Source organism: Lactiplantibacillus paraxiangfangensis (assembly GCF_036246185.1).
In the GTDB taxonomy this organism is placed as follows: domain Bacteria; phylum Bacillota; class Bacilli; order Lactobacillales; family Lactobacillaceae; genus Lactiplantibacillus; species Lactiplantibacillus paraxiangfangensis.
Map to the genome: position 1 here is coordinate 24072 of NZ_BTPW01000026.1, position 17427 is coordinate 41498.

15 protein-coding genes are annotated in these 17427 nt (G+C 45.1%); 4 read left to right on the forward strand and 11 right to left on the reverse strand.

Annotation, left to right across the window (positions count from 1 at the left end; genetic code table 11):
* Positions 1-22 precede the first annotated feature (22 nt).
* The 3 genes from AAA939_RS12610 to AAA939_RS12620 form a co-directional block, all read right to left on the reverse strand.
* Entirely contained in the window at positions 23-400 is a 378-nt protein-coding gene (locus AAA939_RS12610) for a DUF1634 domain-containing protein (RefSeq protein WP_338210030.1), read from the reverse strand.
* Complete coding sequence (locus tag AAA939_RS12615) at positions 400-1245, reverse strand: sulfite exporter TauE/SafE family protein (protein ID WP_338210032.1); 846 nt, start codon at positions 1243-1245, stop codon at positions 400-402. The genes AAA939_RS12610 and AAA939_RS12615 overlap by 1 nt, the downstream gene beginning before the upstream one ends.
* 228 nt (positions 1246-1473) lie before the next feature.
* Positions 1474-2355 carry a LysR family transcriptional regulator gene (locus AAA939_RS12620; protein ID WP_338210034.1) on the reverse strand — a complete coding sequence of 294 codons (882 nt, stop codon included), beginning with the start codon at positions 2353-2355 and terminating at the stop codon, positions 1474-1476.
* A gap of 136 nt (positions 2356-2491) precedes the next feature.
* On the opposite strand from AAA939_RS12620, the gene AAA939_RS12625 reads away from it, so the two are divergent.
* Entirely contained in the window at positions 2492-3514 is a 1023-nt protein-coding gene (locus AAA939_RS12625; protein WP_338210036.1) for a MucBP domain-containing protein, read from the forward strand.
* A gap of 90 nt (positions 3515-3604) precedes the next feature.
* Here the strand turns inward: AAA939_RS12625 and AAA939_RS12630 are convergent, their stop codons facing one another.
* From AAA939_RS12630 to AAA939_RS12640, 3 genes are all read right to left on the reverse strand, one after another.
* Positions 3605-4987: a hypothetical protein gene (locus AAA939_RS12630; protein ID WP_338210037.1), complete on the reverse strand. Its 1383-nt coding sequence runs from the start codon at positions 4985-4987 to the stop codon at positions 3605-3607.
* 179 nt (positions 4988-5166) lie between these two features.
* Positions 5167-6024 carry a GRP family sugar transporter gene (locus tag AAA939_RS12635; protein WP_338210038.1) on the reverse strand — a complete coding sequence of 286 codons (858 nt, stop codon included), beginning with the start codon at positions 6022-6024 and terminating at the stop codon, positions 5167-5169.
* A gap of 179 nt (positions 6025-6203) precedes the next feature.
* Positions 6204-7781, reverse strand: coding sequence for a peptide chain release factor 3 (locus AAA939_RS12640; RefSeq protein WP_338210039.1), 1578 nt, complete (start codon positions 7779-7781; stop codon positions 6204-6206).
* 237 nt (positions 7782-8018) lie between these two features.
* Between AAA939_RS12640 and gnd the strand changes: the two genes are divergently transcribed.
* Positions 8019-8915, forward strand: a complete 897-nt coding sequence (gene gnd, locus AAA939_RS12645; protein ID WP_338210040.1) for a phosphogluconate dehydrogenase (NAD(+)-dependent, decarboxylating) — start codon at positions 8019-8021, stop codon at positions 8913-8915.
* A 193-nt stretch (positions 8916-9108) separates the two neighbouring features.
* On the opposite strand, the gene AAA939_RS12650 is transcribed toward gnd, so the two are convergent.
* Entirely contained in the window at positions 9109-10299 is a 1191-nt protein-coding gene (locus tag AAA939_RS12650; RefSeq protein ID WP_338210041.1) for an AI-2E family transporter, read from the reverse strand.
* A gap of 162 nt (positions 10300-10461) precedes the next feature.
* Between AAA939_RS12650 and AAA939_RS12655 the strand changes: the two genes are divergently transcribed.
* Both AAA939_RS12655 and AAA939_RS12660 read left to right on the forward strand, forming a co-directional pair.
* A complete protein-coding gene (locus tag AAA939_RS12655; protein ID WP_338210042.1) occupies positions 10462-11388 on the forward strand; it encodes an L-lactate dehydrogenase in 927 nt (308 codons plus the stop codon).
* Between the two features lie 177 nt (positions 11389-11565).
* Entirely contained in the window at positions 11566-12696 is a 1131-nt protein-coding gene (locus tag AAA939_RS12660) for a serine hydrolase domain-containing protein (RefSeq protein ID WP_338230909.1), read from the forward strand.
* An 86-nt stretch (positions 12697-12782) separates the two neighbouring features.
* Here the strand turns inward: AAA939_RS12660 and AAA939_RS12665 are convergent, their stop codons facing one another.
* From AAA939_RS12665 to AAA939_RS12680, 4 genes are all read right to left on the reverse strand, one after another.
* Positions 12783-14387, reverse strand: coding sequence for a hypothetical protein (locus AAA939_RS12665; protein ID WP_338210045.1), 1605 nt, complete (start codon positions 14385-14387; stop codon positions 12783-12785).
* A 130-nt stretch (positions 14388-14517) separates the two neighbouring features.
* Complete coding sequence (locus AAA939_RS12670) at positions 14518-16272, reverse strand: 6-pyruvoyl-tetrahydropterin synthase-related protein (protein ID WP_338210046.1); 1755 nt, start codon at positions 16270-16272, stop codon at positions 14518-14520.
* 220 nt (positions 16273-16492) lie between these two features.
* Positions 16493-16687, reverse strand: a complete 195-nt coding sequence (locus tag AAA939_RS12675; protein ID WP_057705306.1) for a type II toxin-antitoxin system Phd/YefM family antitoxin — start codon at positions 16685-16687, stop codon at positions 16493-16495.
* Positions 16688-16859: 172 nt separating this feature from the next.
* Positions 16860-17246 carry a helix-turn-helix domain-containing protein gene (locus AAA939_RS12680; protein WP_338210047.1) on the reverse strand — a complete coding sequence of 129 codons (387 nt, stop codon included), beginning with the start codon at positions 17244-17246 and terminating at the stop codon, positions 16860-16862.
* Positions 17247-17427 lie beyond the last annotated feature (181 nt).

The following is a 17427-nucleotide window of genomic DNA, read 5'->3' on the forward strand; positions in this document are numbered from 1 at the left end:
TTCACTTAAATATCTTTGTTGATCAACGTCCCATGTAACCAATCACGGAAGCCACGATCAAAATGATTAAAACGACCGTGGTAATCCAAACGTACAGGTGGTCCTTTTCAACGGCAAAGGCGTAGATGGAAACGGCGACCCGTAACGTTGGCGTCAAGATAAGTAAAAATAGTCCTAACATAATGACGGCAAACGGTTTTAATTGAACGATGCCACTGAAGATGGCCCCGAAACTATTCGGTTGCACCCCGTTCGGATATCCCCCAGTGCCCTGAATGAGCATCATGATAATGCCAAGACTGATAACCGTAGCGGATAGCACGACCCCAATGCGTAAGATTTGCCCAATGATTAGTTCAACTTGATGCATTTCTTGTGCTTTAGTCGGTTTCTTTTCCATTAGATCGTCACCCCAAATCCTTTAAGAATCATTTGAACCCCGAGGTACAGCATGACGGGCACAAAGATCATCCGAATCAAGCGGGGTTTTAAGTGTTGCATAATCCGTGTCCCAATCAGCGCACCGACTAGGATACCAATGGCTAACGGTGCGGCGATGCCTGCTTTAATGGACCCATTAAAGAAGTAAACCATCGCACTGGCGGCCGCCGTTACCCCCATCATTAAGTTGGAAGTTGCGGACGATGGCTTGAGTGGCATGTGCATGATGGTATCCATCGCCAGCACTTTAAACGCCCCACTCCCAATTCCAAGTAGGCCACTGGCTAAGCCGGCACCAAACATCATTGCAAACCCACCGGGAACGTTTTGTACTTGATAATCGATTTGTTTATCAAGGGCCTTATCATAATACGTCCCGTTCAAGTTAAGTTCCGTCGCAATGCGGTCCGCCTTAACGTTTTCAGCGTCACTATTTTTGTTCATTAACTTGCGAATCATATTATACGTTGTAAAAATTAACAACGCGCCAAACAAGAAGAACAGGAACGTCGCGTTGAACATCCCGGTTAACACCGCACCCAACACGGCCCCCACGGTCGTAGCGATTTCTAAAAACATCGCCACCCGCAAGTTCAACATTTCATCCTTCAAGTAAGCAATCGTGGATCCCGAACTCGTCGCAATCACGGCAATAATACTGGCCCCGATAGCGTACTTAATATCCAAGCCCATGGCAAGGGTTAAAATGGGGGTAATAATCATCCCGCCACCAATGCCTAAAATCGCCCCAAAAACACCGGCAAGCACCCCGACACCTAGCATCAATAATAATGAATAAATCACGTGTTTCACCTTCATCTTTTAAATTTCAATTGTTAGTGTACCATTTAATTACTCCAGTCACTAATCGTTACGGATGGTAACCATTAGTCTTACGGCGACAAGTGTTTGCGCGATTTTTCCTAATAACTCCCAATAAATTTCTAAGACGACTGGTAGCGTTGCCATCCTTGTCAGGTCAACAAATCAGTTTTATTTGGCATTAAAAAATTAGATAGGTTCCTTTTGAAATTAGTCTAACTTCTCCGCCTGATCGAATTGCGCCATAAAGCCCGACACTAATGGCGTTGCCAGTGATTCAGGCGTCGTAGTCAGTGCCAACCGCGTTTCAAAACGACGATCCGCTAACGACCGAATCAGGACGTGGTCACCGCGATACGTTTCGGCCAAACTGCGGGGAACTAACGCCACCCCCATTTGGTGGTTCGCCCAGTGCATTGCGGTCCGCGCATCATCGCAAGTCATCACAAACTGCGGCTCAAAGGACTGTTCTAAAAAGGCCACGTGAAATAACTCGTTGAAACGGCGATACTTAATCAATGGTAACGTCGCTAAGTCACTTAGTCGTAATTGGCGCCGGTTGCTAAACTGCGTATAGTGTTGCGGTAACACCGCCACCATCCGTTCGCTGGCAAAAAAACGGCAGACTAAGTGTTGTTGGTTAAATGGCGTTCGTAACACGGCGACGTCCAGTAACCGTTTATGTAAATCATCTAATAATTCGTACGTATTGCCTTCCGTGACGGACAACTGAACATCCGGGTGCGCTTTTAACCATTTGGCCAGTGCTGGGTTAGGAATCACCCCGGCCGATGATGAAACGGTCCCTAAGTTAAGGGTCCCCGTAATACCGTGAGCTAGCGCGCGGACCTTGTTTTCAGCGGTAGCTGATAGCTGGGTTAACTGCTGCGCGTAACCAACTAGCAATTCCCCCGCAGCGGTCACGACGACCCCCTGGGGCAACCGTTTGAATAACGGGACTCCGAGTTCCAACTCCAACTGTTTGATTTGATAACTCAGTGGCGGCTGGGCCACGTGCAACCGTTTAGCCGCAGCGGTCATCTGGCCCTCTTCGGCCACTGCTAAAAAATAGCGTAATTGTTTTAAATTCATCGTACGTTCCCCCTATTAAATATCAGTATACACGTTTGGCGGATATCGTATTTTACATTTTACTTAAGTCGTGTTGCTTAGACGGGGAATGCGTTATACTAGGTATAATTAATTTATTAGTGAAAGGAGTGGTCCCGTGTCGATTCTCGACCGCTTAAAAACCATGTTGCGGGCACTCAATCGGACTGCTGACGATGACCGATCCGCAACCAGCATTACCGCTACAGAACCTGACAGTGCCAACCCACTCAGCGTAAACCATACCGAAGCACTAATTTTAGTGCACCACCTCGACGCAGATGGTAACGAGATTCAAACGCCCGACATGATTGCCGGTACCGTCGGTGAAGAGATCCATTTGCCGGATGTCAGCATTGCGGGTTACCACTTAGTCCACATCGACGGTTTGACCCGTTGGTTTACCAAGCCGCAAGCTCGAATCGTCCTGACATATGAACGTCAGGCGGGTCAGCCGATTTGGGGCTACGCCTATGACATTGACCAGCGCCAACTAATCGGTCGGCCCACGATGTACCGGGGGCCACTGGGAACGCCTTACCAAGTAAAGGCACCAACCGTCGCGGGGTTCAAGCTACTGCGTTCCGTCGGTGATTTGACTGGCGAATACACCACTACTTCTAAAACTGTGCTCTTTTTTTACCGGAATCAAAACTGGCAGCAAACCGATCTCAGTACTGGGTTTGTTCAGATCAAAACGTTAACCGCCGTTTATCCTTATCCCGGCGCAACCGCCACGGATTACCTGACCAAGTTGCAACCTGGTAGTACTTATAAAACGTACATGCGGGTCCGCTTAACGGACCACACCACATGGTACGCCATCGGGGATGACCAGTGGATTGCCGAACAACACGTACAGTTGACGACCGGGGTCGCGTTGCTCCCCCAATTACCATCTGGCTACCGCGCGCAAACTAAACAGCAGGTTAAACAAACCGGTGTCGTTAGTTTCGTTCCCGGTAAACAGGTCCACACGTACCTCGAACCGTACGGCCGTTACTTAACGACCGTTGAACACGGTGAAACCGTCACCCTCATCGAGCGTTTAGCCGATGATAATGGCGTCGTTTGGTACCGTTTAAAGGGCCGGGGTTACTTGCCTGGTCGCTACTTGACCCAGCTGAACCCACCCTATTAAAATCAAGTAATCAAAAACGCACTGAATTTAAGATTCAGCGCGTTTTTTGTTAGCCGTTTCGTTGGGCAAAACCGGTTTGCTATGGGAAATTTATGATTGAACTAATTGCATGACTTCGCTGCCCTTGTTCGTCAGTAGAAAGCCGTTAGATGAATGATGCATGAAGAATAAGCCTTCAAACTCACGGTGCGCGTTAAAATTATTTTCGCCAACCTCACTGGTTTTCAAGTGCCCCAAGTCGGCTAATGGTAACGACGTGATACTTTCGTCAGAAACTAAGTATAACCGGCCGTTAGCACCGTCGTACCCCATCGACTGAACGTAGAACCCCGGATCAGTCGCTAGGCCTTGTGAAATTAAACTGTATTTAATGCCCTTCGTGGAAACCTTTCCACGGTAAATCCGAACGGCCCCCAACGGTGCTTTTTTGCTGGCAACTTTAGCGTGCGTCCAGTAATAGGCGTTGCCCTGATTGTCAAACGTTAATACGGCCCCTAAGTTAGCGCCATCCGAATGGTAGGTCACCATTGCGGCCGGCAAGAGCGTCTTCGGGTTCAACTCCACCATTTCGTTAGGCGTTTCCTGATCATAAGACTTCACAAACCAGAACTGGTTCGTTTTCGGGTTAAGGGCTAAGGATTGGGCATGACCCGAGTTAAACACTGGGCCCACTTTGATGCAAGCTAAGACTTTTCGGTCGAGCTTGGTCAACTTCCCTTGCGCCTGATCAGCCGATGCCGTCCGCAACATCCCCATTTTCCCAGACTGGTTGGCTCCTAACGCCATTAGCTTGGTCCAGTCGTAGCGAACAGCCCAACCGTCTTGGTAGTGGTTCGTCGGCTGCTTGCCGTTAACGTACATCACGTACAGGTAGCGATTATCCGCGGAAAAGGCCGCACTTTGTGGCACGCTTAAATCCCGTCCGTTCAGTGATTGTGGCAAGTAGAGACTCGTTTTAAACCCGTAGTGGTCTAAATAGCCACCTGCACTTTTGATGGTGCTAGGTTTGTTTTGAATCCCCTGTGTTTTCAAATACTCGGTCGTCGGCTTAAAGTGAATGTGGGGCTTCGTGTAACGCCCACGTCCAACTAACGGGACATATTTGACCGTTCCCGCCTTAGCCTTTGCAGTCGGCGTCCGCTTCTTTTTAACCGTGACCGTGGCTCGTTTTTTCGGTTTAGTTGACTTAGCAGCAACCTTTTTAGACTTTACCGGTTGTTTTGTTGAACTAGTCGCTTTCCGTGTCAAAGTAGCGGTTTTTGTGGTGGCTTTAGTCCCCTTTTTACGCGCTTTGGCACGCACTGCCGTCTTCTTTGGCTTACCCGCCTTAAGTCGTGCTGCTTGGGGCGCGACTTGGGTGACATTTCCGGAACTCGCTGTGGTTAACTGTGCCGCCATTACCGTCGTACGGCCCCCAAGTAACACACCACCGCTAACCATGACGCCCATCATCCATTGTTTCCACCTCATCATACTGATCCCCCCATCATTAAAAAACTAGTGCCATTGTAAAACCAAATTAATATCAATCCCCACCATTGACGTTTAGTTCAGATAGTTGCTTAATCGCATCAGTTTAAAAATGGTTTGACTACACAAAAATACGGTTAAGGATATCCATCCCTAACCGTTGTTTGTTTTGTATCCTATCTCTAACCCAAGAAGGCCGTCATCACACTACCCACGACAATTAACCCTAATCCGATTAACGTCAATGATAGTTCGCGTTTCGTTTTATGTTCGTGCAAAACTAGCATGCCACCCAAGGTCGAAATAACGACACTCAACTGGGTAATCACGTAAGCCGTGGCCACCCCGTTGGCTTTTGCAGAAAAGATATAAGCTAACGCGGAGACCCCAAAAATCATCCCGGCAAACGCATTCAGCCAACTCGTCCGTTCCTTGAATGCCGTGAAGCCCTTGCCACCAATTAATGCGTAAAGTAGTGCGGCTAAACACATGCCGAGCATTTGTGGGAAGAAGATGGCAACGCCCGAAGCGGAAACCGCTTTTGGTAGCGCGCTGTAAATCCAGTAACCAACCGTCGTTGGTAATAAGACGGCTAAGCCACTGGCTAAACCGGCGCGACTCTCGGAATTATCCGTCACAGCGGTCATGGCGACCCCAATAATCATCAAGATAATGGCCGCAAAGCCCACGATTTTGGCGCCAACACCGCTCCATTCGCCGAACATCAAGACGCCAATGACCGACGTTCCGACCAGTTGGACCCCGGTCGAAATCGGCATGGTGGAACTAACGCCCATCCGGCTATACGCCGTGTACTGCCCGATTTGGCCGAGTACCCAGAAAGCACCTGAAAGGGCACTCAAAAGAAAGGTTGACGTCGCCACGTGGGGCGTATACATCATTTGCACAATAATCCCGACGATCAAAGCACCAATCCCGGTACCTAAAGTTTGATTGACGGGTTTCCCGCCAATTTTTGAAATCAATAATGGATTCAAACCCCACCCAAGTGCGGGGAGTAACGCAATCACAAGGTTCAAGTAAAAAAGCCTCCTAATCTAAAAAAACAAGGTTACAGCCTAACTGTAACCAAAACAATAGTCCTAGTTTACCATGGAAACGAACGGATGAAACCGTAAAAAAAGCCAGCCAACTTTGTTTAAGTGGCTGACCCTTATTATCATCGTAATGAAAGCGGTTCCTCAACGGTTCACTTTTTTTAGAGTTTCGACGTCAATTTAACATCGGGATACTTATCCGCAAACCAGCGTTCCGCAAACGCGTTTTCGAACAAGAACAACGGTGCCCCCGCACGGTCCTTCACTAGTAAGTTCCGTGAACTGGACATCTTTTCATCCAATTGTTCCGGATCAATCCAACGAGCCGTCTTATTACCCAATGGTTCCATCACAACTTCGGAGTTATATTCGTTCAACATCCGGAATTTGAACACTTCGAATTGAAGTTGCCCAACGGCACCAAGAATATAGTCCCCAGTTGAATAAGACGTGTAGAGCTGAACGGCCCCTTCTTGAACCAATTGTTCGATTCCTTTATGGAACGACTTTTGTTTCATCACGTTTTTCGCCGTGACCCGCATGAAAAGTTCTGGTGTAAATTGTGGAAGCTTTTCGAACTGAACAGCGTGTTTGCCCGCGTAGATCGTATCTCCAATTTGGAAATTACCCGTGTCGTAAAGCCCAACGATATCACCCGCAACGGCAGTTTCAACCGTTTCACGCGTATCCGCCATGAACTGCGTCGAGTTGTTAAGGCGCATTTTCTTGCCGGTTCGCTGTAAGAAGACGTCCATCCCACGGTCAAATTCACCTGAACAGATCCGAACAAACGCGATCCGGTCCCGGTGATTGGGATTCATGTTTGCTTGAATCTTAAACACAAAACCAGAGAACTGGTCGTCAGTTGGTTGCACGATTTCATCTTCACGCGTCTTATGAGCAGACGGCTTTGGGGCGTATTGTAAGTACGTCTTTAAGAACGTTTCAACCCCGAAATTGGTCAACGCTGAACCAAAGAAAACGGGGGTCATATCACCAGAGGCCACTTTGGCTTCGTCGAATTCGTTCCCAGCCTCTTCAATCAGTTCCATCTCTTCGAGAGTATCACGATAAATACTGTCCTTAGTCAACTCGTTACTTGAATCCAATTTACCGTCTTTATCCAATGGTAAGAAGGTTTCGCCGTGTGCTTCGTTATGATAAAGTTCCACGCGGTGGTTGTACCGGTCATATAAACCCTTCAAACCCTTACCCATTCCCATGGGCCAGTTCATTGGGTAAGTTTCGATGCCTAAGACTTCTTCAAGTTCGTTCAACAAATCAAGTGGTTCGCGACCATCACGGTCCAACTTGTTCATAAACGTGAAAATCGGAATCCCACGCATCTTACAAATTTGGAATAACTTCTTCGTTTGTGGTTCGATCCCCTTAGCGGAGTCGATGACCATGATAGCTGAATCGACCGCCATCAGCGTCCGGTACGTATCTTCTGAGAAATCCTCATGCCCAGGGGTATCCAAAATGTTGATCCGCTTGCCGTCATAATCAAATTGCATGACGGAACTCGTTACGGAAATCCCACGCTTCTTTTCAATTTCCATCCAATCAGACTTGGCAAAACTGCCACTCTTACGGGCTTTAACCGTCCCTGCTTGGCGGACCACCCCACCGAACAATAACATTTGTTCAGTAATGGTCGTCTTCCCGGCATCCGGGTGAGAAATAATTGCAAAAGTTCGCCGGGTATCGACCGCGGCTTCAAGTTCTGTTTTATTCATTAATAAATCCTTTCAATAAACATCCATTTATATTCAACGTGCAAAACGGGAAACCCCCGTTTGTAAAAAACATAGCCTTACATATTCTACTGATTTTTGCGCAAAAAATCCAGTCTCACCCGTTGACTCGACTCTAATTCGTTCTAATATGAAAATCTTTTACATTTTATCACTTGACTTTTGAAAATAATTTTACGATAATAGTGGCGAAGATAAAAAGAAAAGAAGGTTATTAATATGAAAATCGGATTAATCGGCTTAGGAAAAATGGGCATGAACCTTGCGTTAAATATGCAGGATAACGGACATACTCCGGTCGGCACGGACCTTAATTCAAATAACTTAGTTACCGCTAAAACCCACGGCTTAGCAACCGCAACGGACTTAAATAACTTATTGACCCAACTACCAACGCCTCGAACGATTTGGCTCATGATTCCCGCTGGCGCACCCACAGACCACGTGATTGATCAGCTCGCAACCACGCTGCAGGCTGGTGACGTCGTCCTCGATGGTGGCAACTCGTTTTATCAAGATAGCATTGCCCACGCTAAAACATTAGCGGATCAGGGGATTCACTTTTTGGACGTGGGTACTTCCGGTGGACAAGCCGGTGCGCGACACCAAGGAAACTTCATGATTGGCGGCGATCCCGCCGTGTTTAAGACCGTTGAACCCCTATTTAAAGCAATTTCCGCACCAGACGGCTACTTATACACCGGTCCCGTCGGTAGTGGGCACTATTTAAAAATGGTGCATAACGGGATTGAATACGGCATGATGGCATCCATCGGTGAAGGGTTCGACGTTTTACAGCACAGTCCCTACGACTACGACAACGCCGCCGTTGCAAAGGTTTGGAATAACGGCTCCGTAATTCGTAGCTGGCTGATGGGCTTAGCTGAAGACGCCTTCAACGATGACGCAAACCTAGATGCAATCAAGGGCGTCATGCACTCCTCTGGTGAAGGTCGGTGGACCTTGGATACGGCCCTGGACCAGCAAGTTGCGACACCGGTCATTGCGATGGCCCTCATGATGCGCTACCGTTCGCTCAGTGACGACACGTTTACCGGGAAAGTCGTCGCAGCCTTACGGAATGAATTCGGCGGACACGCGGTGGACCCCAAATAAGCATGCGGAAAAAGGCGATTAATTTGTGAGCATTAACGTGAAAACAGTGATTATTCCTGGGCTTGGAATAGTCACTGTTTTCGGGTTAAGCGGAACAAATTGCCTTTTTCCGCACGTTTCGACCCCAAGTAATAGAAAAAGATCCATTCAGAAATAGCAAACATTTCTGAATGGATCTTTTGAGTCAACATTTTTATTTTTTCTTTTTCCCCGTTGGTAAATCCAGCTTAGTGGCTTTTGCTGGTTGGGGCTGGTAAACCGTCGTTTGCATGCGCATACGTTCTGCGTTGCGCAACTCAACGATATTATATAGGTAAACAACCACCGTCCGAACGACCGCGTAAAACGGAATCGCTAAGACCATCCCTAAAATTCCCGCAATATTACCGGCGGCTAACAATAGGATAATGATGGTCAACGGATGAATTTTTAATGTCCGACCAATGATGTTTGGGTAGATCAAGTTACCGTCAACTTGTTGAACGATCACAACGACGATGACCACGTACACGACCTGCATTGGTGACCGGGTAAACGCCACAATCAGTGACGGCGCAATCCCGATGTAGGGGCCTAAGTACGGAATAATATTCGCCAACCCGGCAATCACTCCGAGCAATAATCCGTATGGTTGACCAATTAACATGTAACCAATCGCCGTAAACGTCCCAACGAAGATACATTCGATGACTTGGCCACTGATGTAACTAGAAATCGTATCGCCCATCTTTTGGATCAAACCGACCACTTCTGGGCGCTGCTTGCGCGGCAAGAACCGACTAATGGCCGGAATAAACTTTTCACTGTCCTTCAACATGTAGAACAACACAACTGGAATCGTGATGGCCATAATCGTCACACTGGTAATGGTTGAAATGACCGTGACGATACTGCTGGATAAGGAAGACAAGAAGTTTTGCGCGTACTTACTGATTTCCACGTTGAACTGCTTCATATAGGAAGAAACGTCCACCTTTTTCAAAACTGAACTATTACTGATCAGTTCAGTCGCCGCTTTTTGCATTTCGGTCGCAATGCTTGGCAAATTATAAATTAATTGCGTCACCTGGGTCACTAACCGCGGAATCAAGGAAACGGCGCCCCAAGCAAGTAAGCCAAATAATAGCACAAATACGATGGCAACCGCACCGGTTCTTGAGATGCGGAATTTTTTATAATGGACCCGCGTTAGCGTTTTAACTAACGGGTTCAACATGTAAAATAAAAATCCTGAAATAACGATTGGCATGAACACGACGCTCAAAAACACGCCAATTGGATGGAATAGGAACCCAATGTTCGTGCAAACCCAGATCAAAGTCGCCACAATTAAAATTTCTAGCGACCAAAACATTAACGCAGACTCTCTTAAGCGTTTAAACACCGCCACGCCCCCTCTAATTGACAAATTCTCAATGCACTAATTATACCCTATTTAACTTTCAACGAATATGATTTTGAAGTTTGTTCAAAAAACTATTTCAAAACGATTAGAAAAATGGTAATTTAATTAGTAAGAACTTAAAAATCAAAGGAGTGCTTTTATATGTCACGTAAACTTGCAGTTATCGGGCTAGGCCACGTTGGTGACGCCGCAGCCCACTACATCGTCGCTAACGGCTTCGCCGACGACTTAGTCTTAATCGATCCTAACGAAGGAAAGGTCGTTGCTGACGCCATTGATTTACAAGACGCCATGCCTAACCTGCCTTTCCATACCAACATCACCGTTAATGACTACAGCGCTTTAAAAGACGCCGACGTTATTATCTCCGCTTTAGGTGACATTAAGTTACAGGATAACCCTAACAACGACCGCTTCGCAGAGCTCCCCTTTACTAGTGCACAAGTGAAAGACGTTGCTGCTAAAATTAAGGACAGCGGCTTCAACGGCATCATCGTTGCCATCACGAACCCCGTGGACGTCATCACTTCCATTTACCAATCCGTGACTGGTTTACCAAAGAAACACGTCATTGGGACCGGAACTTTGCTAGACTCAGCCCGGATGAAACACGCGGTCGCAGATGAATTACATATTGATTCGCGGTCGGTCGCCGGTTACAACTTGGGCGAACATGGTAATTCCCAATTCACGGCATGGTCAACGGTGCGGGTGTTGGGTCATCCAATTAGTGAAGTTGCCAAAGAAAAGAACCTGAATCTTGAAAAATTAGACAAACAGGCGCGTGAAGGTGGTTTCAAAGTCTTCCAAGGTAAGAAATACACAAGCTTTGGGGTTGCAACCGCAGCGGTTCGCTTGGCCAACACCGTTTTAAACAACGCGCTGACTGAATTGCCAGTTTCAAACTTCCGTGAAGAATACGGCGTTTACCTCTCCTACCCAGCCATTGTTGGCCGCGACGGAATCGTTGAACAGATTCAACTTGATTTAACCGAAGATGAACTTAAAAAGCTCCAGATTTCAGCAGACTACATTAAGACTAAGTTTGCAGAAAGTTTAGCTAAATAAATATTTATTAAAAGGTACGACCCAGAAATTCTGAGATTTCTAGGTCGTACCTTTCTTTTACCCCATCGGTCCAATATAAATTTAATGTTAGTCAGATTAACAACAAATACTTAGATGAGTGACTTTAAAGCACATTGGCACTATAAATAGGGTCATAAAAGAAGGGGGGATCTTTTTATGACCCAAAAATCATTGACCCAACATCTAGTCGTTGGTCTACTCAGTCTGAGCACTGTTTTAGCAGTGCCACAAATCGGTAACGCCGCATCAAAATCGAATCCAGTTGTACGGCCAGTCACCTCCTCAGCTACTAAACATAGAACAAGAGCCAAGAAGCTATCTGCTCAACAAGCCCTTTCCAAAATCAATGCAATCATTAAACAAAATCACTTCATGGGAACGCTTCTTGTGACCAATAACGGACCAGCTGGAGTTAAAACGCTCTCCTATGGTGACGCAAACGTTTCCAAGAAGATTGCGAATACGAATGATGAAGTTTATCCCTTAGCTTCCCTTGAGAAGGCCATGACAGGCGCAGTTATTCAACGTCTCATTAATCAGCATAAATTGACAATGAACACGCCGTTAAGTCGCTTTTATCCACAAGTCCGCTATGCTCATGACATTACGATCCGTGAACTTTTGGATCATACTTCTGGTATTCGCATGGATGAACAAATCCCTAACAAAGTATTACCCAATGAAACTGCCGAGGTTAACTTCACAATTAGTCATTTAAAGTCAACTAATCGACACGTTTGGAGCTACACCAACGCAAACTTTACGCTACTAGCTGGAATTGTCAGCAAAGTTACGGGTAAGAGCTTTATGTCAAATTTGCAATCAGATGTTTTAGACCCATTAGGGATGAAACACACTTTTGTCTATAATCAGGTCCCAAGTAACATGCTTAAGCCCCTCGCTTACACTTATAGTGATGGGACGTCTGACGCTGATGGTTTCTCAGCAAAACTACTTTCTAGTGAACTAGGTTGCGGTAACGTCTACGCCAGCGTTGGGGATTACTACACCTTTATCAATAGCTTAGTCACCGGTAAACTCGATACGACCGCTGGCTTTATGGACCTGACTAATAATTTACAATCAACTTACTCTGGTGGCATCTACTACCGTAGCGACCATAGTATTCGAATCGGCGGTACGGATAATGAGTTCCGAAGCTACTACGTTGGTTCCAACAATGGTAAAGTCGCAGTTGTCTTATTTGCCAATCAAGGTGATTGGAGTATCGGTAACACCATTGATAAGAAAATTGAGTATATTTTAAATCATGCAAGTTCACTTTAACAGAATCGTTTGGTAAAAAAACACCCTACTATTGTCAGACAAATCCAACAATGGCAGGGTGTTTCTATCCTATTCCATTTGAATTACTATAAAATCAGTTTCATTCTAACTCCTAGGTATAGCAAGCATCCCATTACTGTGACTAAACTAATTCCCAGTAAAGCGTAGTCAAACATCGGTGCATTTGACTGGACCGTTAAAACATTTCCTCCCCGGTTTAACGCAAATTTCATCTGGTGAGTATCTAAACTTTTAACAATCTTTTGATTCAACCGAATCTGATACGAAATACCTTGGTAATGCGCAATCGGCAACCGATAATTACCCGCACGACTTGCCTTGACCTTATACGTAATCTGGTTATCTTTAACGTCTACAGTTTTGATTGCTAATTCCCGTGGTACAGTCAAATTCGCCTTAGCTGGAAGATAGTCCTCACCTAGAACGGTATTGTTTATAAGTTCTTGTTGATAGTTCTCTCCCGTCAGTTGGACACGTCCCGGATTATTAGTCACATCCTGTGGTAACACCGCGTAATCATAAACTGCTCGCAAGGCCATTAACATTAACACAACTTGTACCCCAACGGCGATCCTAGGATGAAGTTTGAATTCCTTAAAGTACAAAACCGTGGTAATCGCCAGAACTAATCCTGCAATCGACAACAGTCGCCCGGGAAACTGAATTAGTGCTACTGGTGTTTGTACTAATAACTGATAAGGCCACCATGATGCAGGTAGAACAACCAACACTAGCGATGCCCAGGCCCATTTTTGCCAGGTATCAGCCGACCTCTGGTGTACCATTAAAAAGGCCATGGTTATCAACTGAATAATCAGTAAGATACTCATTACAATCCCAACGTTCCAAGTATCAAACCGCTCATTGAGCCCGCCAGACAGCAGCGCACCCACTGCTGTATTCGGCGTAATTGGGAGTATTTTCAACTGGGGGGCCAGCAAGTGATTATGACTAGCAATATAAATGATATTTCCCAAAGAGTAGCAGGAACCCAAGATTGAAACGCCTCCCGCCACTACTAATGACACAATTTCCTGACGAGTCGGGCGCCGTAAAACTAGCCGACTTATTTCCATTACTACTAGTAAACTAGTCACAATTAGCAACGACAAAACGTGACTATTAGCGACACCAATCATCCCCGTTGCTAACCAACACCATCCCCTTGAGCGTAAGCCTGGTGATTGCCAGATTCGTAAACACCCTAACATGACGAACGGTAAGAAGACGTAGGCGAGAATCTCACCCAGATCGACCCTCGCATACAGTAAGGTTAAGTGGTATGTATTTAACATGTACAACGAAACCCCTAAGGACTGGTAGTAACGATTCTTTGTCACTGTTCGCATTAATACGAATGCCGCTACCCCCGTTAGAATGTTGACCACAAGGAAACCCAACTTTATGGCACGCAGTGGATTATCCGTGAACAGACTTGGCCAAAAGAAAGCCCCTGACGTTAACCACGGATACATTCCGTTAAGCGTAGACAATTGTTGGCCAAAACCCACAAATGAAACTAGTGATGGTAAGTGATGGGCTTTTAGCGCCCACACGATTTGCTGAAAACGGGCTAAGTGAATCCGACCATCCCAAGAAATCGAAAAGTAGCCACCCGCAAAAATAGGAATAGTCATTAATCCGGCAATGATTACAATAAAAACTAACATTAAGCTATCTTGTATCGGCAATCTCCTCCACAATGATAGTCGTTGCCCATTAACTCGTTGATCCAATAACAAACACTCCTAGTATTTTTAATTTTTTGATCAAACTTGACTGTTATTTGCAATTAACCATTCAGTGTTTGAAGTCCCTTAACCACCACTTTTTGAAGATTATCCCCAGTAGTCCAATCCAAGTTACAATACTTAATCCTAATAATATGACAAATGACATTGGTCGCGGCTCACTAACCGTTACTGTGTTATTCCCCGCTCTGGCAGAAATTAGTGTACTACCACGTTTGCTGGATTTCGCACTGGCACGTTGGCCATTAACGACGACGACTTCACTGCCATAATGCAAAACAGGCACGTCCACTTGACTAGCACGTTTGAGTTTAAATCGGTAGGTGATTTGTTGAACATTTTGCTGATGGGTACTACGAATGGTTTTATGCCCCATCAAGACTCTGTGAGCAATCAGTGACTCCTGATAACCCTCTTGCCATGTGGCTTTGGGCGCATAGTCGATTGTCCCAAAAAAGATACGGGGCGACTTAAATAAAGTCGTATAATTATGCTGATCTAGTCTAAAGCGGACGTTGAATGCATCCTTCAACTTAGGTGCAACTGCTGACGTATACGGCGTATTATTGGCTTTTACTCGGTAATTCATATTTAACAAACTCATATATAAAAGTATGCACAAGCCAGTCAATATCAGTGTTGTACATTTTTTGAAATAATTAACTTGACCTACGTTTTCACTTTTAGTGATCAACTGCTCAACAATCCGAGCCCCCGTTAGAAGCAAGCAAAAGCTCGTTAAACTATATAGCCGATAAGGAAACTGTATGATATTTTGAATCTGACCTGGAACAATCCCCCATGGAAAAAGTGACGTTGACCCAACTAAGAAAACAATCCCAGCGATGGCCACAATCCGATAATCTTCTGATAAGCGTCGCCAGAATCCAATAATTAGCCCTACCGCAATTAGTGCAGCAATCCCTGGATTCGCCGTAATCCCATTAATCGAACCGTTTGTCAGCATCATATTGATCATTGTTCCAAAATCATTTAACCATGCAACACTAGTAAGCTTAATGGTCGCTTGAATTGGCGTCCGCAAAAGCATCTGCACAAATGGCACCCAGAAAAAGATCGTCAACGCCAGAAATAGACTGGCCGCCTTTAAACAATTTATAAAACGGCGTAAGCGCTGCTTTTCTCCGTATATAGATAGTGGGTACAAAATTAGAAGCAACCCTACCTCAATCGCCAAAGTTAGCAAATGGGCATAAGCAGTCAGCGCCAATACCACTGAGATTACCCACCAGTGTTTAAACGATCCACGCAGTAATTCCCGCACTCCCAAAACATACAACGGAATAAAAGTAGCTGCTAACACTTCCCCTAACACCGACTGCCCGTTCAATAAAAAGACATGATACGGCGTCGTCATATAAAAGATTGCTACAAGGTACCCAGTAAACCGTGACTTAGAAAAGTAATAGACACTGACGTATGTGATAATCAGACCCACTAACATGATCAAAAACAGCCCAATATAGTACGACCAGATTGGATTACCAACAAAAACATAAATCAAGCTCCATAGCCAAAAATACACGTACGGATAAAAATAATTATTTGCAACACCAATCTGATTGAAGGTTACAAAATTTCTAAAATCGAACCATTGATGTGCCTGAACAGATTCCGAAAATGCCTCTATCCGACTCATATGGTAAATAAAATCAGTATCCACAAGCATCTGATGATGCCGCAGTTGTGTTATCGTCATCAACGCTAGAATGGCAAATATCCCCGTTACCCCCAGGACTCTAATTAACCGTGACTTGGCCACCTTACTAAAATAAACATCCAAAATAAGTTCCCCCAACAGCATTTGACTATTAATTGTCATTATTTGGTCAAGCTAAACCTCACTTCACCACTCCATAAGCACTAATCATACCAAAGACTATTTAGTACTAACAGCAATTTTTCAACAAAAAGATGCCAAACTTCTTTAGTTATCGGGGCAATATAAAAGGCAAAATAAAAAGACTTGAAGTAATTTTATACTCCAAGCCTAATTTCAATTATTAACTAAATTCCATATCGTGATGGTTCGTCTTGGCTAACTGGGCAACGATCTGCAACCAGTCTTTCATGCTGACCATGACAGCCGAATCCTGGGTATTGGGATTTTCCACCTCAATTGTATCGTGGCCTTGATTAACGATTGTTAGCAACTGGTTAATATTTTTCTTTGCCAATGCAGTAGTAACTTTCTTCATATAATACCCATCTCCCAATTCGTTCAACATTGAAGTTATTGTCCGCCAAGCGAGCCGACCCGTCAAGCGTTTCTGTTAGTCTTTTTTTACATAAGCTCACTTGAATTACTGACCAGTATTTTACACTAGCTCACAACGAGTTGCACTTATTATGACCACGCCTTAAGTAAAACTAAAGCCGGGGCGTTTTGAACATCGATTTCAGCACATTACGAATGATTTTTAACTGTTCGGGCGTGATTGGCTGCCCGTCATATTCAAACTGGTTCTTATTATTCTCAACAATTTTTTTCAAATCAACCGCAGACGAGGCGGACACTCGTTCCGTCTTGACCTTATCTTTATTATCTTTACCAACCAGTTTGGTATAACTGGTCCCTAAGACCTGCGCCACTTCCTTGAGCGTTCCCACTGAGGGCGTGTGTTTCTTCCAACTATAAATCGCACTAGCGCTCAACCCCGCTAAGGTTGCCACTTCCGCTAGCGTTAACCCATTTTTTTTAGCAAACTGGCGAATGTTTTTCAACAACTCACCGTTGTCTAGCTTCATAAAAGCCATCATGCCCACCTCCTAATCTCTTTTAATACCATAATTTATACTAGAATATAACACTGGATGTAAGCTGATTCCTGAGACAACTTTTAAGAGAGGGTATAATGAATAAATCGTCTCTCAAAAGGAAGGAATTTTTACATGCCAACTCGTTACGACAAAGAATTCAAACAAAACATCATCAACC

Bases quoted from the DNA above. Each gene is read 5' to 3' on its own strand.
- AAA939_RS12610 (WP_338210030.1), bottom strand. From the start codon at position 400: ATGGAAAAGAAACCGACTAAAGCACAAGAAATGCATCAAGTTGAACTA.
- AAA939_RS12655 (WP_338210042.1), top strand. From the start codon at position 10,462: ATGTCACGTAAACTTGCAGTTATCGGGCTAGGCCACGTTGGTGACGCC.
- AAA939_RS12675 (WP_057705306.1), bottom strand. From the start codon at position 16,687: ATGAAGAAAGTTACTACTGCATTGGCAAAGAAAAATATTAACCAGTTG.
- AAA939_RS12620 (WP_338210034.1), bottom strand. From the start codon at position 2,355: ATGAATTTAAAACAATTACGCTATTTTTTAGCAGTGGCCGAAGAGGGC.
- gnd (WP_338210040.1), top strand. From the start codon at position 8,019: ATGAAAATCGGATTAATCGGCTTAGGAAAAATGGGCATGAACCTTGCG.
- AAA939_RS12665 (WP_338210045.1), bottom strand. From the start codon at position 14,387: ATGTTAGTTTTTATTGTAATCATTGCCGGATTAATGACTATTCCTATT.
- AAA939_RS12630 (WP_338210037.1), bottom strand. From the start codon at position 4,987: ATGATGAGGTGGAAACAATGGATGATGGGCGTCATGGTTAGCGGTGGT.
- AAA939_RS12640 (WP_338210039.1), bottom strand. From the start codon at position 7,781: ATGAATAAAACAGAACTTGAAGCCGCGGTCGATACCCGGCGAACTTTT.
- AAA939_RS12660 (WP_338230909.1), top strand. From the start codon at position 11,566: ATGACCCAAAAATCATTGACCCAACATCTAGTCGTTGGTCTACTCAGT.
- AAA939_RS12680 (WP_338210047.1), bottom strand. From the start codon at position 17,246: ATGGCTTTTATGAAGCTAGACAACGGTGAGTTGTTGAAAAACATTCGC.